Below are 23,678 nucleotides of genomic sequence, written 5' to 3'. Positions count from 1 at the left end.
TCGACCGGAGCATAGCATGGCAGACACGCCCCAGTTCACGCGCCGCCGCCTGATCGCCGACGGCGCACAGCTCGCCTCGCTCGCTGCCGCGGCGGGGCTGATGCCGCCCAACGTCCAGAAGGCGCTGGCCGCCGGGGCGGGCAGGGCGGGCTCGATCAAGGACGTGAAGCACGTCGTGCTGCTGATGCAGGAGAACCGGTCGTTCGATCATTATTTCGGCACGCTTTCGGGCGTGCGCGGCTTTGACGATCCCGATGCGCTGAAGCTGGCCAACGGCAAGAGCGTGTTCCACCAGCCCGACGCCGAGAACCCGGCCGGCCATCTGTTGCCCTTCCACCTCGATACCCGGACGACCAACGCGCAGAAGCTGCCCTCGACCAGCCATGCCCGCAAGGTGCAGCACCAGGCGTGGAACGGCGGCAAGATGGACCAGTGGCTGCCCGCGCATCGCGGCGCCGACGGCGCCGACGGCCCCTATACGATGGGCTATTTCACGCGCGAGGACATCCCGTTCCACTATGCGCTGGCCGAAGCCTTCACGATCTGCGACGCCTATCACTGCTCGGTGCTGGGCCCGACCTGGCCGAACCGGCTCTACTGGCTGACCGGCATGATCGATCCCGACGCGACCGGCGGCGGCCCCGTGGTCAGCAACAAGGCGCCGCCCGAAGGCTTTCGCTGGACCACCTATGCCGAGCGGCTCGAGGCGGCGGGAGTGCCGTGGCGCGTCTATCAATATGGCGAACAGGGCAAGCGCGCGCACAGCCTGCTCAAATATTTCGCGCAGTTCCGCGATGCCCCGGCGGATTCGCCGCTGGCGATCAAGGGCATGCCCGATACCGACGAGACCGCCTTCGCGCACGATGTGCTGAACGATCGGCTGCCCGCGGTCTCGTGGATCTTCCCGAGCGCGATCGCCAACGAGCATCCCGACAACATGCCGGCCGCCGGCGCCAAGTTCATCGCCGACCGGCTGAACGAGCTCGCCGCCAATCCCGAGGTGTGGGCGAAGACCGTGTTCATCCTCAACTATGACGAGAATGACGGGCTGTTCGACCATGTCGCGCCGCCGGTGCCGCCCGAGGGCACGCCGCAGGAATTCGTGAAGGGCCTGCCGATCGGCGGCGGCTTCCGCGTGCCCTGCATCATCGTCTCGCCCTGGACCGCGGGCGGCTGGGTGTGCAGCCAGGATTTCGACCACACCTCCGTGCTGCAATTCTGCGAGCTGGTCACCGGGGTGCGCGAGCCGAACATCAGCGCCTGGCGCCGCCAGGCGTTCGGCGACCTCACCGCCGCCTTCCGCTTCGACCAGCCCAAGGGGAAATATCCGCCGATGCCGGGCACCGGGAAGATGCTCGAGCGCGCCACCTATGCCGCGGCGAACCTGCCCAACCCGCCGATCCCCGGCGCCGAGCAGCAGCTGCCGGTGCAGGAAAAGGGCGTGCGCAAGCGGGTGAAGTGACCGCGCGCGGGGCGCCCCTGCTGCTGCTCGCCGCGACGGCGCCGCTGTGCGCCGCAGCGCTGGCACGCGCGCCGCTGTCGGGCGAGCGGGGCAGGGCGGTCTATGTAGCGAAATGCGCCGACTGCCACGGCCGCGGCTTCGAAGGCGTCGACGCGGTGCCGGCGCTGACCGGCGCGCGCTTCGCGGCGAAGTGGCGCGACCGGCCCGAGGCGCTCTATGACAAGATCAGGCGCTCAATGCCGCAGGACGATCCCGGGATACTCACCCCCGCCGAAGCGGCGGACGTCACGGCGCTGATCCTTGCCACTAACCACCTGTCCCCCAATGCGAGGCGCAAATGATCCGAACGCTCACGCTGCTTGCCACCGCGCTGCTCGCCGCCACGCCTGCGCTCGCCAGGGGCGGCTGCGGCGAATTCACTGTCGCGATGATCCCCGATACGCAGAATTATCTCGACTATACCCACCAGAAGGCGGCGGGCTATCCGATCGACGGGGTCGATCTGTTCTTCGAGCAGATGCGCTGGATCGCCGCGAATGCCCGGAGTGCGGGCGGCGACATCGTCTTCGCCACCCAGGTCGGCGACGTCTGGCAGCATTATTCGGCATGGATGGACCCGGCGCACGAACTGCGCGGGTTCAAGTCGATGCCCAATTCGGGAAGCTCCGAAGTCGCCGAGGGGCCGCGGGCCGAGACGCGCGGCTTCGAGATTCCCAATGCGATCAAGGGCTTCGAGCTGCTGAAGGGCAAGCTGCCCTTTTCGGTGGTGCCCGGCAATCACGACTATGACGCGCTGTGGACCGATCCCGCGCATCCGCCCCAGCCCGAGCGCGACGATTCGCTCAAGATCGGGCTGCGCCATCTCGGCGGGCTCGACGGCTTCCGCTCGGCCTTTTCGGACCAGTCCGACTTCTTCAAGGGGCAGCCCTGGTATGTCGACTCGCACGATGGCGGGGCGGACAGCGCGCAGCTCTTCACTGCGGGCAGCTGCCGGTTCCTGCACATCGGGCTGCAGTTCGACGCGCCCGATGCCTCGCTCGCCTGGGCGACGCGGGTGATCCACCGCTTCCCCGGGGTGCCGACGATCGTCAGCACGCACAAATATCTCGATCGCGACGGCCAGCGCGCCGACACCCCGGCGCTCGACCAGAGCATCCTCGATTCGCGCGACAACAATCCGCAGATGGTGTGGGACGAATTCATCAGCCAGAACGACCAGATCTTCCTGGTGCTGAGCGGGCATATCGGCGGGCAGGGCTACAGCGTCGACCGCAATCTGTACGGGCACCAGGTCCACCAGATGCTCGCCGACTATCAGGGCCGCTGGCAGGTGGCGAAGGACCTGGGCTGGAAGAAGGCCAGCGCGACGCTCGGCGACGGCTGGATGCGGCTGCTCACCTTCCGGCTCGACGGCCCCCGGCCCAATGTCCGGGTGCGCACCTGGTCGACGCACTATGGCAAGTTCAGCACCGAGATGCCGGGCTATGCCGGCTGGTACAAGGCGCATGAAGGCATGGCGAAGCTCTCCGACGCCGACTATCTGACGCGCGACGATTTCAGCTTCGACCTGCCCGATTTCCGCGCGCGCTTCGCCACCCCGAAATAGCGGACGATTGACCCGGCCTGCATTTGTCTTATAAAAATTATTAAATAAGCGAACAGGCAGAGGACGGGTATGGGCATGAACCGCCGCGAGGCGCTGAAGGGCGGGCTTTCGCTTGGAGCGATGGCCGCCGCCGCGTTCGGCGCGGGCAAGACGCTGGCCTGGACCAAACGCCGCGATACCCGGCCCAACATGATCGTGATCATGGGCGACGATATCGGCTATTCCGATCTCGGCGCCTATGGCGGCGACGTCGACACGCCCAATCTCGACGCGATGGCCGGCCGCTCGGTCCGCTTCGACAATTTCTACAACATGTCGCGCTGCTGCCCGTCGCGCGCGGCGCTGATCACCGGGCGCTATCCGCACCGGGTGAACATGACCGGCAACGGCACCAGCCTGTCGCTCGATACGCCGACCGTGGCCGAGCAACTGCGCGCCGGCGGCTATGCAACGACGATGGTCGGCAAGTGGCACCTCACCGAAGCGACTCCGTTGCCCGATCCCGCCGAGCACCTGAAATGGGTCAACCACCAAGCCTATCAGGACCGTGATTTCGGCGACAGGCGCACCTATCCGGCGGCGCGCGGCTTCGATTATCACTGGGGCATCATCTGGGGCGTCTGCGACTATTACGACCCCTTCTCGCTGGTCGAGAACTTCACCCCTGTTCGTGACGTGCCCAAGGACTTCTACCTGACCGATGCGATCAGCGACCATGCGGTCGAGCAGGTCAACAAGCTGGGCAAGGGCGACAAGCCCTTCATGATGTATCTGGCCTATACCGCCGCGCACTGGCCGCTGATGGCGCCCGAGAACGTCATCCAGAAGTATCTTCCGCGCTTCGAGGACGGCTGGGACGCGATGCGCAAGCGCCGCTATGATCGTCAGGTCAAGCTGGGCCTGGTCGATCCCAAGACCAATCCGCTGCCGCCGCTCGATGACGACTATGCCAACAACAGCCGCACCGCCTGGGAGGCGCTGACGCCGGAGCACCGCGCCGAGCAAGTCCGCAAGATGGCGACGCATGCGGCGATGATCGACGTGATGGACCAGGGCATCGGCCGGGTGATCCAGGCGCTCAAGGACAGCGGCGCCTATGACAACACCGTCGTCATGTTCCTGATCGACAACGGCGCCTCGCCCGAAGTGATGATCAAGCCGGGCTATGACCGTCCGAGCGAGACGCGCGACGGCCGCAAGGTCGGCTATGGCGAATATCCCGGCGGCATCGGCACCGAGCTCAACCAGACCGGTATCGGCTCCTACTGGGCGAGTGCGGCCAACACGCCGTTCCACTGGTGGAAGGCCGAAAGCTATCAGGGCGGCATCCACACGCCCTTCTTCATCAGCTGGCCGGCCGCCCTGAAGGGCCGCGCGGTCAAGCCGGTCGCCCAGGGCACGCACATCATCGACATCACGCCGACGCTGCTCGATCTCGCCGGAATCACGCCCTCGCAAAAGGGCGCGCCGATGGACGGCAAGTCCTTCGCCGGCGCGCTGACCGGCAAGAAGCTGCCCGGGCCGCGCCCGTTCTTCTTCGAGCATTACGGCGCCCGTGCAGTCATCGACGGGCAGTGGAAGCTCGTCTCGCTCGCGCCGCACGGCCCCGGCCAGCCCTATGGCAAATGGGCGCTGTACGACCTGGTCGGCGACCGCACCGAGACGCGCGACCTGGCTGCCCGGCATCCCGAGATCGCCGCCCGCCTGGCCGGCGAATGGCAGGGCTGGGCCAAGTCGGTCGGGCTCAAGCTGCGCGCCGAGCCGCCGGCACCCGGCGGCTTCTCGGACTGATCCGCCCATCCGCGAACCTTCATTCAGCCAAGGAAGACGAACATGACTCGCCTGCGACACGCCCTGGCTGGGGCCGCCGCCCTTGCCCTCACCCTGGCCGCGCCCGCCCTTGCGCAGACCGCGCCCGCCGCCACGCCCGCCGTGCCCGAGGGCAAGGTCTATGCCGGCCCGCTTATGACCAAATGGGGCAAGGCGGTGACCCCCGAAAATGCCTGGCGCAGCTATCCGCGGCCGCAGATGGTCCGCGAGGCCTGGCAGAACCTCAACGGCCTGTGGGACTATGCGATCGTCAAGGCCGACGCGCCGCAGCCGACCCGGATGGACGGCAAGATCCTGGTGCCCTTCGCCGTCGAATCGCAGCTCTCCGGCGTCCAGCGCAAGGTGCTGCCCGAAGACCGCATCTGGTATCGCCGCAGCTTCGCGGTGCCCGCCGGCTGGGCGGGCAAGCGCACGCTGCTCCATTTCGGCGCGGTCGATTTCGAGGCGACCGTGTGGGTCAACGGCGCGCTGGTCGGCAGCCACAAGGGCGGTTCCGATCCCTTCGCCTTCGACGTGAGCCGGTATCTGAAGGCCGGTGACAACGCGCTGGTCGTCCAGGTCGCCGATCCCACCTCGGCCGGCAGCCAGCCGCGCGGCAAGCAGACGCTCGATCCGCGCAACATCTGGTACACCGCGGTCAGCGGCATCTGGCAGACCGTGTGGCTCGAGCCGGTGCCCGATCTCCATATCCAGGAAGTCCGCGCCACGCCCGACATCGACAAGGGGCTGGTCGCCGTCCAGGTGGCGCTGAGCGGCGCCGCCGCACCGGCCGACGCAGTGAAGCTCACCGTCCGCGCCAAGGGCAAGACCGTCGCCACTGCGGTGATCCGCGGCAACCGCCGCACGACCATCGCCATTCCCGACGCGCATCTCTGGTCGCCCGAGGATCCGTTCCTCTACGACCTCGAGGCCGAACTGGTGAAGGTGACGCCGCCCGCAGGTCGCCCGCCCGCGCCGCTGAGCAAGGCCGAGGCCGATCTCTATGCCGGGCTGACGCCGGTGTCGCAGGGCGGCGACAAGGTCGCGTCCTATTTCGGCATGCGCAAGACCTCGATCGGTGCCGATCCCAGGACCGGCAAGCCGGTGCTGCTGCTCAACAACAAGTTCGTCTTCCAGAACGGCGTGCTCGATCAGGGCTGGTGGCCCGACGGGCTGCTGACGCCGCCTTCGGAAGAAGCCGCCAAGTTCGACATGGTCTGGCTGAAAAAGGCCGGGTTCAACATGCTGCGCAAGCACATCAAGGTGGAGCCGGCGCGCTATTATTACGATGCCGACCGGCTCGGCATGCTGATCTGGCAGGACATGCCCTCGGGCGGGCTCGACGACCAGGCGGTGCGACGCGCCAGCGACGAGGAAGCGGTGTTCTCCTCCGAGGCGGCGGCGCAGTTCCAGCTCGAATCGACCCGCATCGTCGGCGCGCTGCGTGCCTTCCCCTCGATCGTCACCTGGGTGACCAACAACGAGGGCTGGGGCCAGTATGATGCGCGCACCGTCGCCGGCATGGTCGCCAGCATGGACCCGAGCCGACCCGTCGACGCGACCACCGGCTGGCTCGATGTCGCAGGCGATGTCTCGGCGATGTACGACATCCACACCTATGAGGAAGTGCCGCTGACTCCCGAGCCGCACGGCAAGCGCGCGCTGGTGCTGGGCGAATATGGCGGGGTGGGGCTGCTCGTGCCCGGCCATATCTGGTTCCCTGAGCGGACCAACAAGATCTACCAGACCGCCAGCGACAAGGCCGACTATCTCGCCCGCTACAAGCGCAAGCTCGACGAGGTCATCCGCCAGTATCGCGAGGCGGGGGTGAGCGCCGCGGTCTATACCCAGACCACCGATGTCGAGGGCGAGCTCAACGGCATGCTCACCTATGATCGCGAAGTGGAGAAGCTGCCGGCGAAGACCTTCGCCGACATCGCCGCACCGCTAAAGCCTTGATCGGAAGGGGGCGCGATCCGCATATGAGGCCATCATGAAGAAGGTCGCGCCCCGTCCCGCCGCCCGCGAAGTCTCGCATCAGGGCATGAAGCTGATCCAGGGCGGCAGCTTCACCATGGGCTCCGAGCAATTCTACGAGGAGGAGCGTCCGCTGCGCCGCGTGCGGGTGGACAGCTTCTGGATCGACGAGAAGCCGGTGACCAATGCCGACTTCGCTGCCTTCGTCGAGGCGACCGGCTATCGGACCTTCTCCGAGATCGCGCCCGATCCGAAGGACTATCCGGGGATGGACCCGGCCTTTGCCGTGCCGGGCTCGCTCGTCTTCCAGCGCACCCCCCATCCGGTGTCGCTCGACGACCATGGCCAGTGGTGGGCGTTCGTCCCCGGCGCCGACTGGCGGCACCCGACCGGGCCGGACAGCTCGATCGAGGGGCTGGAGGACCATCCGGTCGTCCACATCGCCTTCGAGGATGCCGATGCCTATGCCAAATGGGCGGGCAAGGCGCTGCCGACCGAGGCCGAATGGGAGTTCGCCGCGCGCGGCGGGCTCGAGGGCAAGGAATTCGCCTGGGGCGACGAGCTGGCGCCCGACGGGGCGATCCTCGCCAATTACTGGCAGGGCATGTTCCCCTTCGCCACGCTCAAGCCCGACGGCCGCTATCGCACCAGCGCTACGGGCAGCTTCCCGGCGAACGGCTATGGCCTGTTCGACATGATCGGCAATGTCTGGGAGTGGACGCGCGACTGGTATGGCGCGCCGCAGCCGGGCAAGAGTGGCTGCTGCGAGGCCGTGAATCCGCGCGGCGCGACGATCGGCGACAGCTACGAGCTGGGCGCGCCCGGCGCCAGGATCGGGCGGCGAGTGCTCAAGGGCGGATCGCATCTCTGCGCAGTCAACTACTGCCAGCGCTACCGCCCGGCGGCGCGCCATCCCCAGCATATCGACAGCGCGACCAGCCATATCGGCTTTCGCTGCATCTCGCGGAAGCTGTGACCTAGCCTAGCGACGCAGGCGCGGCCGGCGCATCGGCGCCGTCCGAACTCCCGCATCGCCACCGCACGCGATCCCGCCTTGGGCCCGCAATCGTCCCCGTTCGTCGCTTTTCAATCTTTCCAAGCGCATGCAGGTATGCTTTAGCGCTAATTCTAGCGCTTGAATCGGCGCAGGCGAAAAGGGAGAGGGGCAAGCGTGGCAGGCACATCGATCGCGGATCCGGCAGGCACGGGCATGGACGATGCCGCGCGATCGGCCTGGATGCCGGCCAAGGGTGCGAGCCCGGCGGAAATCGATGCGCTGGTGATGCGCGTGCTCGCCGAACTCTCCCTGGACGAGAAGGTCGCGATGATGTCCGGCAAGGGCTTCTTCGATGCGCTGGCCGAGGATGACCGGATCTGGGGCGCGCGGCCCTATCGCGCCGGCGGCGGCGTCGAGCGGCTGGGTATTCCGCCGCTGATGTTCACCGATGGCCCGCGCGGCGTCACCCGCGTCGGCTCGACCTGCTTCCCCTGCACCATGGCGCGCGGCGCCACCTTCGATGCGGCGCTCGAACGGCGCGTCGGCGAAGTGATGGGCGTGGAAGCGCGTGCGCAGGATTGCAGCTTTTCGGGCGCGGTCTGCATCAATTTGCTGCGCCACCCGGCCTGGGGCCGCGCGCAAGAGACCTATGGCGAGGATCCTTGGCACCTCGGCGTGATGGGTGCCGCGATGGGCACCGGCATCCAGGCGCACAATGTCGTCGCCACGGTGAAGCATTTCGCGCTGAACTCGATGGAAAATGCGCGCTTCAAGGTGAACGTCACCGCCGACGAGCGCGCGATGCACGAAGTCTATCTGCCGCACTTCAAGCATTGCCTCGATGCCGGGGTGGCAACGGTGATGACCGCGTACAACAAGGTGAATGGCGAGTTTTGCGGCCAGAGCCGCGCGCTGCTCACCGATGTGCTGCGCGGCGAATGGGGCTTTGAGGGTTTCGTCCATTCGGACTGGGTACGCGGCGTGCACAAGGTCTATGGCGCCGCTGCGGGCCTCGACGTCGAGAATCCCGAGCCGCTGGTGTTCGGCGAGAAGCTGGTCGCCGCGGTCGAGGCCGGGACGATCGAGCCCGAAGTGATCGACCAGGCATGCCGCCGCATCCTGACCACCCAGTTCCGCTTCGCCGCGAAGGAAGACCCGCTGGAGGGCTATTCCAAGGACCTGATCGCGCAGGAAAGCCACCGCGCGCTCGCCCGCGAAGTCGCCGAGAAATGCGCGGTGCTGCTCGAGAATGACGGCACGCTGCCGCTCGACCGCGCCAAGGTGCGCAAGCTCGCGGTGCTCGGCGCGCTCGCCAATATGGAGAATACCGGCGACAATGGTTCGAGCCGGGTGCGCACGCCCTATGTCATCACCCCGCTCCAGGGCCTGCGCGCGCTGCTAGGCGACGATGCAGTCGCCTATGCCAGCGGCGAAGACCTTGAGGCTGCGACCCAGCTGGCGCGCGAGTCCGATGCCGTGGTGGTCGTCGCCGGCTTCACCGCCAAGGAAGAAGGCGAGTACATCATCGGCGACATCGCGCTGGGTGCCGATGGCAAGCCGGGGCGCCCGAGTATCTCGAAGGAGCCGATCGGCGGCGACCGGCTGTCGCTGGGCCTGCCCGAGGCGCAGGTCGACCTGATCCGCGCGGCGGCGGCGAGCGGCAAGCCGGTGGTGGTCGTGCTGGTCGTCGGTTCGGCCGTGCTGGTCGAGGAATGGCGTGAGGATTCGAACGCTATCCTGATGAGCTTCTATGCCGGCATGGAAGGCGGCCATGCGCTGGCCAGCCTGTTGTTCGGCGAGGTCAGCCCCTCGGGCAAGCTGCCCTTCACCGTCGCGCGCAATGCCGGCGACTATCCGTTCTTCGATCGCGATGCCGATGCGATCGAATATGACCGCTGGCACGGCTATACCAAGCTCGACCGGGATCAGATGACGCCGCGCTACGCCTTTGGCCACGGCCTGTCCTATGCGCGCTTCGCCTATCGCGGGCTGACCGCACGGGTGGTGGACGGCGCCATCGAGGTGTCGGTGGCGGTGCGCAACGACGGCGCCATGGCCGCCGAGGAAGTGGTGCAATGCTATGTCGGCGCACCGGGCATCGAGGCCGAGCAGCCGGTCAAGCTGCTGCGCGCCTTCGACCGCGTCGCGCTGGTGCCGGGCGAGACTGCGATCGTGCAGCTGTTCGTCAGCCTCGACAGCCTGTGCTGGCGCGATCCGGCGACGCATGGCTGGCGGCTGGAGGGCGGCGAGTATCGCGTGCTGGTCGGCGGTGCGTCCGACCAGCTGATCGAGACGCGCGTTACGCTCTGATTTCCGCCAGCCAGCGATCGACGATGCGGGCAGTGGTGACGCTGTCCGCCGCGTCGAGGCCGGGCTGGGGGAATTCCTTGGCGTCCGACTGGATCGCGCGGTTCGCGGTTTCGAACTGGAAGCTGTAGAGGTGGCGCGGTTCGGTGACCGCGATCTCCTCGCGGCTGCCGTCGGGGCGGATCAGGCGCATCGTGTTGGTCCCGCCGGTCTTGCCGCCGGCGAACCAGAACTGGTCGACCTCAAGCCTGCCGGTGGTGCCCAGGATGTGGAGCACATTCTCCTGGCGCACGGTGATCGAGCAGGACAGGTCCGCCGTGATCCCGCCGGGGAAGCGGAGCAGCGCCGAAGTCCATTCGTCGACGCCGCTCGGCCCGATATAGGCGACGGCCTTGATCGTATCGGGCGTGGGAATGGCGCCGCCGCTGCGAGCGCCGGCGATCAATCCCGCCATCGATACCGGATAGCCCGCCAGATCGAGGATCGCGCCGCCGCCCAGCTCGGGCTGGAACAGCCGGTGGTTCGCGCGCGCCGCTTCGGGCACTGCGAAGCCGAAGCTGGAGCGGATCATCCGGACATCGCCGATCGCATCCGAACGGATCAGCTCGGCGATGCGGCCGGCGAGCGGGTGGAAGCGGTACATGAAGGCTTCGCCGAGAAAGGTGCCCGCGGCGCGCGCGGCGGCGAACATCGCCTCGACCTCCGTCGCCGAGACGCCCATCGGCTTCTCGCACAGCACATGCTTGCCGCCCTGCGCCGCCGCGATGACCCAGTCGGCATGGTGGACGTGCGGCGTGGCGACATAGATCGCGTCGATCTGTGGATCGGCGATCAGCGCTTCATAGCCGGGGACGACGCGGATGCCGGGGAAATGCTCGGCAAGCTCGGGCCTGTCGGGGTGGCGGGTGCCGAGCGCTTCGACGATGCCGGTGGCCGAGCCGGCGGTGCCGGCGAGGAAGTCGCGGGCGATGGTGCCGGGGCCGAGAATGCCCCAGCGGACGGGCGTCGCGGTCATGCCCGGCTCTCCTGATGCGCCTTCAGCGCGGCGAGCGCCTCGACGGCGTAAAGATGATCCTCCTCCTGCGTGAGGCCGCTGATCGCCACCGCGCCGATCACCCCGGTGCCGGCGATCCGGATCGGCACCGCGCCGCCCGCGGCGACATGGGTGCGCGGATCGAGCCCGAAGCGATCGAAAGCGCCGGGCGGGGCCGCGTCGAACTTCAGCCGCGTCACATAGCTCGAGCGCTCGAAGCGCATCACCAGAGCGATCTTGCGATCGATCCAGCCGAGATTGTCCGCCGTGGCGCCGGGCAGCAGCGCGCTGAACAGCCGGGTGCCGGCGCGGCGGATCTCGATCGCGATCGGCACGCCTGCCGCCGCACCGCGTTCGCGCAGATGGCAGCCGAGCCACCACGCATCCTCGGCGTCGAAGCGTTGCAACGCGAGCGATTGCTCCTCGCGGTCGATGGCTTCCAGCTCCATGATGCGCTCTCCGATCCTTGTTTAATTTAGCGCTAAATCATATAGGTCGCGTTCATTGTCAAATAGCGGAGAGGCAGGCGCATGACGACGGCATCCAAGGCACCCCCCGGCGCCAATCCCGCGCACGGTCCGTTCCGTCCGCTGCTGCCTGGCCAGGTCTCCCAGGTGCGGATCATCAGCCGCGACGGCAGCGAGGACCGGCTGGTACTCGAGGCCAACCGGCTGCTTGAAGCGCCGAACTGGACGCCCGACGGCAGCGCGCTGATCGTCAATGGCGGTGGGCATCTGTTCCGCTTGCCGCTCGATGCCGCTCCGGTACTCGAGCCGATTCCGATTGCCGGGATCGATGATGCGAACAACGATCATGTCCTCTCCCCCGATGGCCAGACGCTCTACATCACTGCAGCGCGCAAGGTGCATGCGGTGCCGGTCACTGGCGGCACGCCGCGCCAGGTGAGCCCTGAGGACGGGCTGGCCTATTATCTCCACGGCATTTCGCCCGATGGCAGCGCACTCGCCTGCGCGACGATCCGGCCGGGGGCGCCGCTGCACTGGGGCATCGCGATCGTGCCCGAAGCGGGTGGCCCGGCGCGGCAATTGCTCGAAGGGCCGGCGCCGGTCGACGGGCCGGAATGGTCGCCCGATGGCGCGTGGATCTGGTTCAATGGCGAGCTGGAAGCCAGCGTGCCGGGCGATGCCAGCCTGTTTCGGATGCGGCCCGACGGCAGCGCGATCGAGCGGCGGAGCGAAGGCAACCGGGTCGACTGGTTCCCGCATCCCGATCCCGCCGGCGAGACGATCGCCTATATCAGCTTCCCCGAGGGGACGGAGGGCCATCCGCCCAACCTGTCGGTCGAGCTGCGGACGATGCCGGTAGAGGGCGGCGCGGTGCGGACGATCGCGCGCTTCTTCGGCGGGCAGGGATCGATCAACGTCAACAGCTGGTCGCCGGATGGGGAATGGCTGGCCTATGTCGCGCATCCGGTGGGGTAGGCGCGTGCCTCAGTTGGGTGGAAGGCCCTGGAACCGGCCAGTCTGCTATCGCCCTAATTGCGGCAATTCGATCCCAGATGTTGCGTTATCGATAGCCGACGTCGGACGGGATGTTTAAGCTCACCCCATGAAGAGACCTGCCGACGACATCCGGCCCATTTCGGACCTCTTCGCGGCGGCGTTTGAGGCCAATGATGATGCCGCTTGGGGAGCGATCGCCGCTCTTCAATGGCGTGGCTCCAAGGAAGTCCTAGATCGCGCAGTCGCCCTAACGCGTTCAAATGATCCAACATCGCGAGGGCGCGGTGCAGACGTTCTGGGCCAGCTAGGCCTACCCGAGCGCACTTTCCCCCAAGAGTCGTTTTCTGCGGTGCTTCCTCTCCTCGAGGACGAAGAGGTGACTGTCATCCGTGCCGCGATATATGCACTTGCGCATGTCGATCGTGAGCGGGCGGCATCGCATATCATTCCTTTCGCCGATCATGACGACGAGGACATTCGATACGCCGTAGCTTTTGGGCTCTGTGCCGTCGATACGCCCGAGGCCGAAGGGGTGCTTTTGAGGCTGATGAGCGATCGCGACGCGGATGTTCGTAACTGGGCGACATTCGGTATCGCGCGACAAAGCGGCGCCGATACAGACCAGGTACGGGAAGCCCTCGCCGCGGCCCTTTCGGACGACGACGTTGATGTTCGTTACGAAAGTATAATTGGGCTAGGAGTGCGCCGTGATAGTCGGGCCGTAACGTATCTAAAGGTGCTCCTCCACGAAGACCCCGACGACATTTTCGCACGAGAGGCTGCTGCGAACCTTCTAGGGTTGGGTGAGGACGGGCAAGTTACGACAGCCGAATTGCTGGGGGCGCTTCAACGGCTCCAGCGATGGAGCGGTGGTTCCGGGTAGTGACCGCATTTGCAGATGCGGTGCCGAAAGCTGCTGGTCCGCTTCCTACCCAAAGTGGCCTTTCAGCATCGGGGCCGAAAGTCGCCGTATGGAATTCACCGATTGGTTCCCCGGCGAAGGCCGGGGCCCAGTCTCGGCTTAGCTGGAGAGGGAAGTCAGACCTCTCGAACGATGTGGCAACTGGGCCCCGGCCCTCGCCGGGGAGCCCTTTCCTTAGACGGTGACGGCATCCAGCAGACCGAGCAGGCGGATCGCAGTCTCGATCTGCCCGCCATCCCCGGCGCCTTCGGTGAGCCGCACATGCAGCGCCTTCCACGATGCGCGCAGGCCGCCTTCGTAGCGGGGGAGTGCGGTGCGGGTGCCGGTTGCGTCGAACAGGCGGACTTCGGCCGGGGTGGAGACGGCGATGTCGTTGATGACGATCTCGCGGCGCAGCGTGCGCGAGACGGTTTCCAGCGCATAGCGGGTGCGGAGGCTGCGCCGGGCGCTGACCCGGGTGCCGTTCCAGCCATCGGCGCTGTCGATCACCAGCGCGATCTCGTTCGGCGTGGTTGCGAGCAGGCGCAGGCCGTCGGCGCGGCAGCCGAGCGTGTCGAGCAGCATCAGCAGCTCGAACAGCGCGGCGCGCAGGGGCGCGCGCGTTTCGGCGGCGGCATCGACGATCAGCGGCACGTCGCCGGCCTGGGTGCGGATGCTGTCGAGCGCCGCTTCGGGCAGCGCCGCGGCGGCGGCGAGCGCCAGCCCGATCGGGCGGCCGGTGGCGGCAAGGCTGCGCAGCGCTTCCGCCGAGGCGAGGCCGGGCTCGACGATCATCACCGCGCCGGTGCCGGCATCGGCGAGTGCGTCGCCACGCAGGGTTTGCACGTCCGCACCCGCCGCATCGATCACGAAGCGATTGGGCAGGGTGGCGAGCACGGCCTGCTGGTCGGCCGGCGTTACATGCAGCCGGTTCATGCGACGATCTCCATCACGTCGGCAGCGGCATCGGCAAGGTCGAGCGCGAAGGCGAGATCCTCGACTGCGACATCGAACGGGGTGTCGAGCGGCACGCCGCGCGTCACGACGTCATGCAGGTGGCGCCACTGCGCGGCATAGCCGTTATCTGCATGGCTGAATCCGGTGCTGCCGCGCGCATCGCTCAGCGTCGCGCGGCCCGAGCCCGCGGAAATGTAGGACGGGCCGAAATCGACATGGAGCCGGCGCTCGGCATTCGATGCCTCGAAGCTCCACGATGGCGGCCATTGGCCGGGCATCACCGCGAGCAGCTCGGCGATCTGGTCGCCATTCTGCATCAGGATCGAATAGCCGAAGGGCGGGTGCCGCCGCGCTTCCAGCACCTTGCCGAGGTGCGGACAGAAGCGCCGGATCAGCGGGACATGGTGGATGGCGAGGCCGAGCACGGTGGCGCGCAGGCGCTCGCGCTGGAATTCGGGCGGCTGCTCGGCGGGCGGGGCCGGCGGCGGCGGGGAAGGGAAGGCCTCTTCGGTCGAGGCGTTCACGAACTGCGCATTGGGCGGCACGAAGATCGCCGAGCGGATGCGCGTCGCGGCTCCGCCTTCGGCTTCCCAGGCGGCGAGCGCGGCGCGGAAGCCGGGATCGTACCAGTGCATCGTGCCGACCAGCACGGTCATCCCGGTCTCGGCGACGACGCGGCCGACTTCCTCCGCCTGTTCGCGGCTGACCGCCAGCGGCTTCTCGACCAGGGCGGCGCGCTTGCCGGCGCGCGCGGCGGCGACGAGCTGCTCGGCATGGAAGCCGTGCGGGCTGCAGATCGCGACGACGTCGACCGCGGGGTCCTCGATCACCGAAGCGGCATCGGTGACGCCGGTGGCGCCGCAGCGCGCGGCGACTATGCCCGCGACCTCCGCATTGACGTCCATCACCTTCGCCACGCGCCACAGCTCAGGCATCTGCGCCAGCGTCGGCAGGTGGATCGCCTGGGTGACTGGCCCGGCACCGAGGATGCCGATGGTCAGCGGCGCGGTCATGCCAGCGGCGTCCAGCCCGCGCGCGCAGCGCTGGCCTGCACCGCGGTCTCGACGAAGCGCATCGTGCGCAGCCCGGCGTCGATCCCCGGCAGAACGCTGCCGATCAGCGCGGCGTCGCCGTCGATCGCCTTGGCGAAATCGCGATACTGGACCGCGAAGCCGGCGAGGATCGATCCGCCGAAGCCCGGCGGCAGCGGCTCGCGGACCAGCAGCCCGGGCGACATCGGGCTGAGCAGCGAGACGGCGCCGTCGGCGGCGACGAAGCGTAGCGTCTCGGGTTGTTCGGCATACCAGTGGAGCGCGCCCTTCTCGCCGAACACCTGCAGCGTGAAGCCGAGCCGCTCGCCCACCGCCACCTGCGATGAGGCGAGCACGCCCGAGGCGCCGCCGGCAAAGCGCAGCAGCATGTTGGCATCGTCGTCGAGTGCGCGGCCGGGCACATGGGTGCGCACGTCGGAAATCATCTCGGCCACGGTGTCGCCGGTCACATATTCGGCGAGGTGGAAGCCGTGGGTGCCGATGTCCGAGATGCAGCCGCCCACGCCCGAGCGCGCCGGGTCCATCCGCCAGGCGGCGCGCGCGTTGCCGGCCTGTTCGAGCGGCGCGGCGAGCCAGCCCTGGTTGAAGGTGACGATCACCTTGCGGATCGCGCCGAGCATGCCCGAGGCGACGCGCGCGCGCGCCTCGCGGATCATCGGGAAGCCCGAATAGGTGAAGGTGAGCGCGTAGAGGCTGGCGCTCTCGGCGAGCGCGTCGCGCAGCGCTTCGGCTTCGGCAAGCGTGGTGGTGGCGGGCTTGTCCGACATCACGTGCAGCCCGGCGCGAATTGCCGCCAGCGCGGCGGGCAGATGGAGATGGTTGGGCGTGGCGATCGCCAGCGCCTCGATGCCGTCGGGCCGGGCGCGCTCGGCGGCGATCATCGCGTCGTGATCGGCATAGCAGCGATCGGGGTCGACGCCGTATCCGGCACCCGCGGCACGCGAGCGCTCGGGATCGCTCGAAAAGGCGCCGGCGACCAGTTCGAACCGGCCGCTGAGATGCGCGCCCAGATGATGCATCGGCCCAATGAAGGAACCGATGCCGCCGCCCGTCATGCCCAGCCTGATCTTTGCCATCCGCGGCTCTCCCAACCTTGTCCGATTTGGTTTAGTTTAGCGCTAAACTTGAACATGAGGCGTTGTCAAGCCGACGCAGCCTTGCTTGCTGCGGCTGGCATTTCGGCAATAGAGTCATGACGAACGGACTTGATGAAGAGGATGGGATGGCGCGGCGGCGCGGTAGTTCGGGTGTGACGATCCAGGCGGTGGCGGAGCGTGCCGGCACCTCGACCATGACCGTTTCGAACTTCCTCAACGGCACCGGCAAGATGGGCGATGCGACGCGCGAACGCGTGCGCGAGGCAGTCGACGCGCTCGGCTACAAGCCCAATGCGGCGGCGCGGGCGCTGGCCAGTTCGGGCGCGGCGCGCATCGGCCTTGTCTATGCCAACCCGCAGAACGCCTTTCTCAGCGCGATGCTGGTCGGCACGCTGCACGCAGCGGCGGCGCGCGGCGCGCAGCTGATGGTCCAGCATGGCGGCGACCTGGAATATGAAGCGCTCGCAGAGGCGCTGCGCGCGCTGGTGCGCAGCGGGGCGAACGCGCTGCTGCTGCCGCCGCCCTATTCGGAGCTGGTTGCCGGGCAGCCGATCCTGGCCGAGCTCGGCGTGCCGATCGCGGCGGTGGCGGCGGGGCGGCCGATACCGGGCATCTTCACCGTGCGCGTCGACGATCGCGCGGCGGCGCAGGCGATGACCGATCTGCTAATCCGCCAGGGACACCGCCGGATCGGGTTCATCGGCGGTCCCGAAGGCCATGGCTCCACTGCGGGGCGACTCGCGGGCTATCGCGATTCGCTGCTGGCGCACCAGCTTCCCGAGGCGCCCGAGCTGATCGAGGCGGGCGACTTCCTGTTCGAATCGGGCCTCGATGCCGCCAAGCGGCTGCTCGATCTCGCCGAGCCGCCCAGCGCGATCTTCGCCGCCAATGACGACATGGCCGCCGCCGTGATCTCGGTTGCGCATCGCCGCGGCCTCGCCATACCGAATGCGCTCGCCGTCGCCGGCTTCGACGACACGCCGATCGCGGTGAAGACCTGGCCGGCGCTCACCACCGTCCGCCAGCCGATCGCCGAGATGGCGGAGCGGGCGACCTCGGCGCTGATCGAGCGAATCGCCAACCCCGAATCGGATGCCGGGGCGGCCGATATGTGCGTCGGCTTCAAGCTGGTCGAACGGGCATCGACGGACATCGGCCGGCTCCGGCGATAGCGCCCCGGTTTCCCGCGTTGCGGGCAGATGCGACCAAAATGGCACGGTTCGCGCACTGAATGTGCAATCCGCATTAGCCAACGCATTCCGTTATTGACAATGCTTCCGTAAAGTTTCAGCAGGGACTAGATTTAGCGCTAAGGCAAACATGCCGAAGCGACTGAACGGGGAGCCGGGTCGCAGGTTGCGGGGCTCCTTAACGAGAACAAGGCGGGCCGATTCGGAAAAGGCCGCCGAGGTGGGAGGAACTGATGAGCGTCTCTATCACGAAGCTTAAGTGCGGCATCAGCGCGTCGGCACTGGTCGCGGTGGCCATGCTGCTGCCGGGCGCTGCGTTCGCGCAGGACGCCGCGGCGCCGGCTGTCGCGCCCGCCGCGCAGGAAGCTCCCGCCGCCGATGCACCTTCCGAGGGCGAGATCATCGTCACCGCCAACAAGCGCAGCGAGCGCCTGGTCGAAGTGCCGGTCGCCGTCACCGCGGTGAGCGCCGACACGCTGTCGAGCGCGCAGATCAACGACACCGCCAGCCTGACGCGTGCGGTGCCGTCGCTCCAGTTCCAGCAGGGCAACAACCCCGGCAACAGCGGCTTCCGCATCCGCGGCGTCGGCACCCAGCTGTTCAGCCTCGGCGTCGAATCGGCCGTGGCCGTGGTGGTCGACGGCGTCGTCGCGCCGCGCCAGGCCCAGGGCTTCAGCGACCTCGCCGATCTCGAGCGTGTCGAAGTGCTGCGCGGTCCGCAGGGCACGCTGTTCGGCAAGAACGCCACTGCCGGCGTGATCAACATCGTCACCGCGCGCCCCTCGCGCACCTTTGGCGGCAATGTCGAGGCGACGATCGCCGAGCACAACGAATATCGCGTGAAGGGCTCGGTCAGCGGCCCGATCAGCGACACGCTGCGCGCCCGGGTGAGCGGCTATTTCAACCATATCGGCGGCTACATCTACAACGCCGCCAAGGACAAGATGGTCAACGGCAACGAGAGCTGGGGCCTGCGCGGCAAGCTCGAATGGGATGCCGCCTCGAACCTGACCTTCCTGCTCACCGGCGACTATCGCGAGAACAAGGCCGATTGCTGCTCGCGCGTGCCGGTCTCGATCGTCACGCCGGCGATGAAGACGCTGCTCGGCTCGTCGGTGGTCGCTTCGCCTGAGAACCGCACGATCTCGAACGACGATCTGAGCTATTATCGCACCAAGTCGTCGACCGTTTCGCTCCAGGGCGACTGGGACCTGGGCTTCGCCACCGTCACCTCGATCACCGCCTGGCAATATTATCGCCAGAACGACCAGTTCGAGCCGGACCAGATCGCCTCGGATCCGGTGCGCTATGTCGGCACCTTCCCCTATTCGCAGTGGAACAACAACTCCACGCACCTGGGCTACAACAACTATTCGCAGGAGCTGCGCCTCGGCTCGAACGGCAGCAGCGACTTCACCTATGTCGTCGGTGCCTTCTACAACCATCTCGATCTCGATCGTACGCTGAACCGCCGCCGCCAGCGCTGCGCCGCGGGCACGCTGGGCCAGGCCTGCACCGTGACCAGCGCCGACTCGTCGGGCTTCGAAGGCAATTTCAAGAGCGACAACTACGCGCTGTTCGGCCAGGTCGACTGGCGGATCGTCGGTGGCCTGCATGTCATCGCCGGCCTGCGCGGCCAGTATGAGAAGCAGACGGTGAGCGGCCGCGTCTATGGCCCGCTCGTCACCGGCGATGCGCTGTTCCCGGGCATCACGGTCAACAGCGGCACCCGCTCGCGTGACGACAGTGCGCTCACCGGCAAGGCCGGCCTGCGCTATGAGTTCAGCCGCAACTTCCAGATCTATGGCAGCTACACCCGCGGCTATAAGGCCTTCGCGCTCGACATCGACGCGCAGACCCGCTTCGACACGCAGACCGGCATCGCGCCCGAGCATGTCGACGCTTATGAATTCGGCGCCAAGTGGATCGCGCCCGGCGGCAAGTTCGACGTCAACGCCGCGCTGTTCCGTTCGGACTTCACCAACCTGCAGATCCAGTCGCTGGTGAGCGATCCGGCGGCGGGCACCTTCATCACGGTGCTCGGCAATGCCGGCAAGTCGCGTTCGCAGGGCTTCGAGGTGGAGGCGAACTTCCGCCCGTCGAGCGAGCTGTCGATCTCGGCGAACTTCACCCTGGTCGACGCCACCATCGACGTGCCCGGCCAGAGCTGCCCGCTGCAGACCGTCTCGACCGGCACCTATGCGAGCAACTTCCCGGTCAACCAGTGCTATGTCCGCAGCACCACGGTGAACGGCACGACGACGCTGTCGAGCGCGATCATCGACGTGGTCGGCGGCCAGCTGCCGGCGACTCCGCGCTACCGTGTCGGCGTGTCGCCGCGCTACGAGCATGATTTCGGCGGGATCGCGGGCTTCGCCCAGATCAGCCTGAACTATCAGAGCAAGACCAGCTTCGCGCTCAACCAGGATCCGCTGCTCACCCAGCAGGGCTATGCGATCGTCGATGCGAGCGTGGGCATCCACACCAGCGACGACCGCTACGGCGTGACGGTCTTCGTCCGCAACCTGTTCGACCAGACCTACTACACCCAGCTGAATCATGGGACGCTGCTGGCCAATGCAGCCAACCCCTATGACCTCTGGGCCAATGTCAGCAAGGACGCCGATCGCTACTTCGGCGCGACCTTCAGCGCCCGGTTCTAAGAGACCCCTCTATGGGGCGGGCCGATCCCCTCTAGCCCGCCCCGTTTTTTTGTTTCCGTGCGTGCATTGGGGAATCGGCTGATGCTTCCCTTCGCCTTCCTTCTTTCGGCCCATGTGGCACAGGCGGCCGAGCCTGTGCCGGCCCCCGCCGAGCGCCCGCGCGTGATCGTGCTCAGCGACATCGGCAACGAGCCCGACGATTCGGAATCGCTCGTCCGCTTCCTGCTCTACACCGACAGCTTCGACGTCGAGGGGCTGATCGCCACCACCTCGGTCTGGCAGCGCGACAAGGTCCAGCCACAGCTGATGCAGGCGCGGATCGACGCCTATGAGAAGGTCCGGCCGAACCTGCTGCGCCATTCGCCGACCTATCCCACTGCCGACGCACTGCGGGCCGTGCTCCGCCCGGGCCGTGCCGCCTATGGCATGGCCGGCGTTGGCGAGGGCAAGGACAGCGCGGCCTCGTCGCTGATTGTCCAGGCCGTCGACCGGGCCGACAAGCGCCCGGTCTGGGTGCTGGTATGGGGCGGGGCAGTCGATCTCGCCCAGGCGCTGTGGCATGTCCGTGCCACGCGCAGCCCGCCACAGGTGCAGGCCTTCCTCAAGAAGCTGCGCGTCTATTCGATCTCGGATCAGGACGATGCCGGCCCCTGGGCGCGGCAGAATTTCCCGGCATTGTTCTGGATCGCCAGCATCCATGGCTGGGGCCAGTACAACATGGCGACCTGGGCCGGCATCTCGAGCGACCGGCGCAATGCCGAGCAATGGCCGGATCGTGAGATGGTCACCGACGATTGGTTGAGCGCGCATATCCGCCGCGGGCCGCTCGGCGCGCTCTATCCGCTGCCGGAATTCATCATGGAAGGCGACACGCCCTCCTTCCTCCATTTGGTCCCCAATGGCCTCAACGATCCCGAGCATCCCGAACAGGGCGGCTGGGGCGGGCGCTATATGCACGCCGCGCCGAACGGGGCCGGGCCATTCGCCGATGTGAAGGACGTCTTCACCCGCGACGGGCGGATCTGGTCGGGCAACCAGGCATCGGTCTATCGCTGGCGCGCCGCGTTCCAGAATGACTTTGCCGCGCGGATGGCGTGGAGCGTCGATGCCAAGGCCAATCATGCGCCGGTCGTGGTTGCGCACGGCATGGGCGGGCTCGCGCCGGTACGGATCCGGGCGAAGGCCGGCGAGACGGTGACGCTCGATGCCGCCGGTACCCGCGATCCCGATGGCGACGCGCTCGACATTCGCTGGTGGCAATATCGCGAAGTGGGCGGCATTCCGGGCCAGCCGGCAGTGGAAATCGCCGATGCCGTGACGTCGCGTGCAAGCTTCGTCGCGCCGACGGTCAAGGCGCCGACCGCGCTGCACCTGATCCTGGAGGTGCGCGACCAGGGCGCGCCGCCGATCACCCGCTATCGCCGCGTCATCGTGGAGGTATCCCCCCAATGAAATCGTCCCGCCGCCAGCTGATCGGCGCGCTGCTTGCCAGCAGCGCGCTTGCCGCCGCCACGCCAGGCAAGGCCAGCAAGCGCAAGCCGCCGAACATCGTGGTGATCGTGCTCGATGACACCGGCTATTCGGATTTCGGTTGCTTCGGCGCGGAGATTCGCACCCCCAACATCGATGCGCTCGCGGCCGACGGCCTGCGCTTCAACCATTTCGAGAGCAAGGCGATCTGCACCGCCACCCGCGCGGCACTGCTGACCGGGCGCAACAACCACAGCGTTGGGCTGGCCGATCTGCCCTCGGGACGGTTCCAGCCGCCCGGCACCGGCAAGGATGCCGGTGACCTTGCTCCCAATGTCCAGCTGCTGCCCGCCGCGTTGCGCGCGCGCGGCTATGCGACGATGGCGATCGGCAAATGGCACCTCGCCACCGAATTCCAGGACGGCAGCCCGGGCAACAACGCCTCCTGGCCGCGCCAGCGCGGGTTCGACTATTATTATGGCTTCGTCAGCGGCTGGAGCGACCAGCTTCACCCCGATCTGGTCGAGAACAACACGAAGATCGGCAAGCCGAGCACGCCCGGCTATCATTTCTCGGTCGACATCACCGATCGCGCGATCGCCAAGTTGGCCGAGAGCAAGGCGGCGGCGCCGGACAAGCCGCACTTCCTCTATCTGGCATTCGGCGCCACCCATGCGCCGATTCAGGTGCCGAAATCCTATATCGACGCCTATGCCGGGCAATATGACAAGGGCTGGGACGCCATCCGCGCCGAGCGCTTCGAGCGGCAAAAGGCGATGGGGATCGTGCCGCCGGGCACGAAGCTGCCGCCCGCCAATCCGGGCGACGATGCCTGGGAACCGCTCGATCCGGTCAAGAAGCGGGTCTATGCGCGGTTCATGGAAGCCTATGCCGGCTTCCTGACGCATACCGACGAGCAGATCGGCCGGCTGATCGCGGCGCTCAAGGCGAGCGGCGACTATGACAATACCGTGTTCGTGCTGCTCTCCGACAATGGCGCGAGCGCCGAGCATGGCCAGACCGGATCGATCGGTCAGCTCTATCCGCCGGTCCATCTCGATGCCGCCGAACTGGCAACGCACATGCAGGACATCGGCACCGCAGAGATCGGCATGCAGCGGCCCTGGGGCATGGCAAGCAACACGCCGTTCCGCCGCTACAAGGCCTGGCCCAATGCCGGCGGGGTTCGCACGCAGCTGATTGTCGCCTGGCCGGGCCATCTGCCGAACAAGGGCGCGATCCGTCGCCAGCGCATCGATGCGGTCGACGTCGCGCCGACGCTGACCGATCTGGCCGGCGCGCATTTCGACACGGTGGTGGACGGCAAGGCGATGATTCCGGTCGCCGGCGCCTCGTTCCGCAGCGCGCTGTTCTCCGCGACCGCGCCCGATCCCCGGCCGGTGCAGTTCTTCGAGCTGCGCGGCAATCGGGCGGTGCGCGTCGGCAAGTGGCGTGCGGTGGCGATCCACAAGCTCGGCACCTCGTTCGAGCAGGATCACTGGGCGCTGTTCGATACCGACAAAGATTTCGCCGAAGCAGAAGACCTCTCGGGTCGCAATCCGGACAAGGTCTCAGAGCTCAAGGCGATATGGCAGCGGGAGGCGCGCAAATATGGCGCGCTCCCGCTGTCAGAAGGCCCGGACTATGTCCGCAAGCTCGATCGCTACCGCGACGCGTTCCTGAAGGACTGAAGA

Annotated in this window: 18 protein-coding genes; 13 read left to right on the top strand and 5 right to left on the bottom strand. The window is 67.4% G+C overall.

Features of this window, described 5'->3' with window-relative positions:
- Positions 1-16 precede the first annotated feature (16 nt).
- From P6144_RS07505 to P6144_RS07475, 7 genes are all read left to right on the top strand, one after another.
- Entirely contained in the window at positions 17-1,462 is a 1,446-nt protein-coding gene (locus P6144_RS07505; RefSeq protein WP_277767111.1) for an alkaline phosphatase family protein, read from the top strand.
- Complete coding sequence (locus P6144_RS07500) at positions 1,459-1,803, top strand: cytochrome c (protein WP_277767110.1); 345 nt, start codon at positions 1,459-1,461, stop codon at positions 1,801-1,803. The genes P6144_RS07505 and P6144_RS07500 overlap by 4 nt, the downstream gene beginning before the upstream one ends.
- A complete protein-coding gene (locus P6144_RS07495) occupies positions 1,800-3,068 on the top strand; it encodes a serine/threonine protein phosphatase (RefSeq protein ID WP_277767109.1) in 1,269 nt (422 codons plus the stop codon). Before P6144_RS07500 ends, P6144_RS07495 begins: the two co-directional genes overlap by 4 nt.
- Positions 3,069-3,143: 75 nt before the next feature.
- Complete coding sequence (locus tag P6144_RS07490; RefSeq protein WP_277767108.1) at positions 3,144-4,859, top strand: arylsulfatase; 1,716 nt, start codon at positions 3,144-3,146, stop codon at positions 4,857-4,859.
- 42 nt (positions 4,860-4,901) lie between these two features.
- Complete coding sequence (locus P6144_RS07485) at positions 4,902-6,836, top strand: sugar-binding domain-containing protein (RefSeq protein WP_277767107.1); 1,935 nt, start codon at positions 4,902-4,904, stop codon at positions 6,834-6,836.
- 85 nt (positions 6,837-6,921) lie between these two features.
- A complete protein-coding gene (locus P6144_RS07480; RefSeq protein ID WP_277767421.1) occupies positions 6,922-7,830 on the top strand; it encodes a formylglycine-generating enzyme family protein in 909 nt (302 codons plus the stop codon).
- Positions 7,831-8,025: 195 nt separating this feature from the next.
- Positions 8,026-10,161, top strand: a complete 2,136-nt coding sequence (locus tag P6144_RS07475) for a glycoside hydrolase family 3 C-terminal domain-containing protein (RefSeq protein WP_277767106.1) — start codon at positions 8,026-8,028, stop codon at positions 10,159-10,161.
- On the opposite strand, the gene P6144_RS07470 is transcribed toward P6144_RS07475, so the two are convergent.
- Positions 10,151-11,173, bottom strand: a complete 1,023-nt coding sequence (locus P6144_RS07470; RefSeq protein ID WP_277767105.1) for a Gfo/Idh/MocA family oxidoreductase — start codon at positions 11,171-11,173, stop codon at positions 10,151-10,153. The two genes, P6144_RS07475 and P6144_RS07470, sit on opposite strands and share 11 nt — an antisense overlap.
- Positions 11,170-11,640, bottom strand: coding sequence for a heme-degrading domain-containing protein (locus P6144_RS07465; RefSeq protein ID WP_277767104.1), 471 nt, complete (start codon positions 11,638-11,640; stop codon positions 11,170-11,172). The genes P6144_RS07470 and P6144_RS07465 overlap by 4 nt, the downstream gene beginning before the upstream one ends.
- Positions 11,641-11,721: 81 nt before the next feature.
- Between P6144_RS07465 and P6144_RS07460 the strand changes: the two genes are divergently transcribed.
- Positions 11,722-12,633, top strand: coding sequence for a hypothetical protein (locus P6144_RS07460; protein ID WP_277767103.1), 912 nt, complete (start codon positions 11,722-11,724; stop codon positions 12,631-12,633).
- A 127-nt stretch (positions 12,634-12,760) separates the two neighbouring features.
- Positions 12,761-13,537 (top strand): HEAT repeat domain-containing protein, encoded by a 777-nt coding sequence (locus P6144_RS07455; RefSeq protein ID WP_277767102.1) that lies wholly within the window; start codon positions 12,761-12,763, stop codon positions 13,535-13,537.
- Between the two features lie 213 nt (positions 13,538-13,750).
- On the opposite strand, the gene P6144_RS07450 is transcribed toward P6144_RS07455, so the two are convergent.
- The 3 genes from P6144_RS07450 to P6144_RS07440 are packed head-to-tail and all read right to left on the bottom strand — an operon-like array spanning position 13,751 to position 16,640.
- Positions 13,751-14,491: a hypothetical protein gene (locus P6144_RS07450; protein WP_277767101.1), complete on the bottom strand. Its 741-nt coding sequence runs from the start codon at positions 14,489-14,491 to the stop codon at positions 13,751-13,753.
- On the bottom strand, positions 14,488-15,525 hold the full coding sequence (locus tag P6144_RS07445; RefSeq protein ID WP_277767100.1) for a Gfo/Idh/MocA family oxidoreductase: 1,038 nt from the start codon (positions 15,523-15,525) through the stop codon (positions 14,488-14,490). Before P6144_RS07445 ends, P6144_RS07450 begins: the two co-directional genes overlap by 4 nt.
- A complete protein-coding gene (locus P6144_RS07440; RefSeq protein WP_277767099.1) occupies positions 15,522-16,640 on the bottom strand; it encodes a Gfo/Idh/MocA family oxidoreductase in 1,119 nt (372 codons plus the stop codon). The genes P6144_RS07445 and P6144_RS07440 overlap by 4 nt, the downstream gene beginning before the upstream one ends.
- 116 nt (positions 16,641-16,756) lie before the next feature.
- Here P6144_RS07440 and P6144_RS07435 point away from each other — a divergent pair, with 116 nt between their 5' ends.
- The 4 genes from P6144_RS07435 to P6144_RS07420 all read left to right on the top strand — a co-directional run bounded on the left by P6144_RS07435 (position 16,757) and on the right by P6144_RS07420 (position 23,675).
- Complete coding sequence (locus P6144_RS07435) at positions 16,757-17,833, top strand: LacI family DNA-binding transcriptional regulator (RefSeq protein WP_277767098.1); 1,077 nt, start codon at positions 16,757-16,759, stop codon at positions 17,831-17,833.
- A 251-nt stretch (positions 17,834-18,084) separates the two neighbouring features.
- A complete protein-coding gene (locus P6144_RS07430; protein WP_277767097.1) occupies positions 18,085-20,514 on the top strand; it encodes a TonB-dependent receptor in 2,430 nt (809 codons plus the stop codon).
- A gap of 81 nt (positions 20,515-20,595) precedes the next feature.
- Positions 20,596-21,966, top strand: a complete 1,371-nt coding sequence (locus P6144_RS07425; RefSeq protein ID WP_277767096.1) for a nucleoside hydrolase-like domain-containing protein — start codon at positions 20,596-20,598, stop codon at positions 21,964-21,966.
- Positions 21,963-23,675, top strand: a complete 1,713-nt coding sequence (locus P6144_RS07420; protein ID WP_277767095.1) for an arylsulfatase — start codon at positions 21,963-21,965, stop codon at positions 23,673-23,675. The genes P6144_RS07425 and P6144_RS07420 overlap by 4 nt, the downstream gene beginning before the upstream one ends.
- Positions 23,676-23,678 lie beyond the last annotated feature (3 nt).

Origin of the sequence: Sphingomonas sp. HITSZ_GF, assembly GCF_029543155.1 — a bacterium.
In the GTDB taxonomy this organism is placed as follows: domain Bacteria; phylum Pseudomonadota; class Alphaproteobacteria; order Sphingomonadales; family Sphingomonadaceae; genus Sphingomonas.
This window is presented reverse-complemented; position numbering and strand designations above follow the sequence as displayed.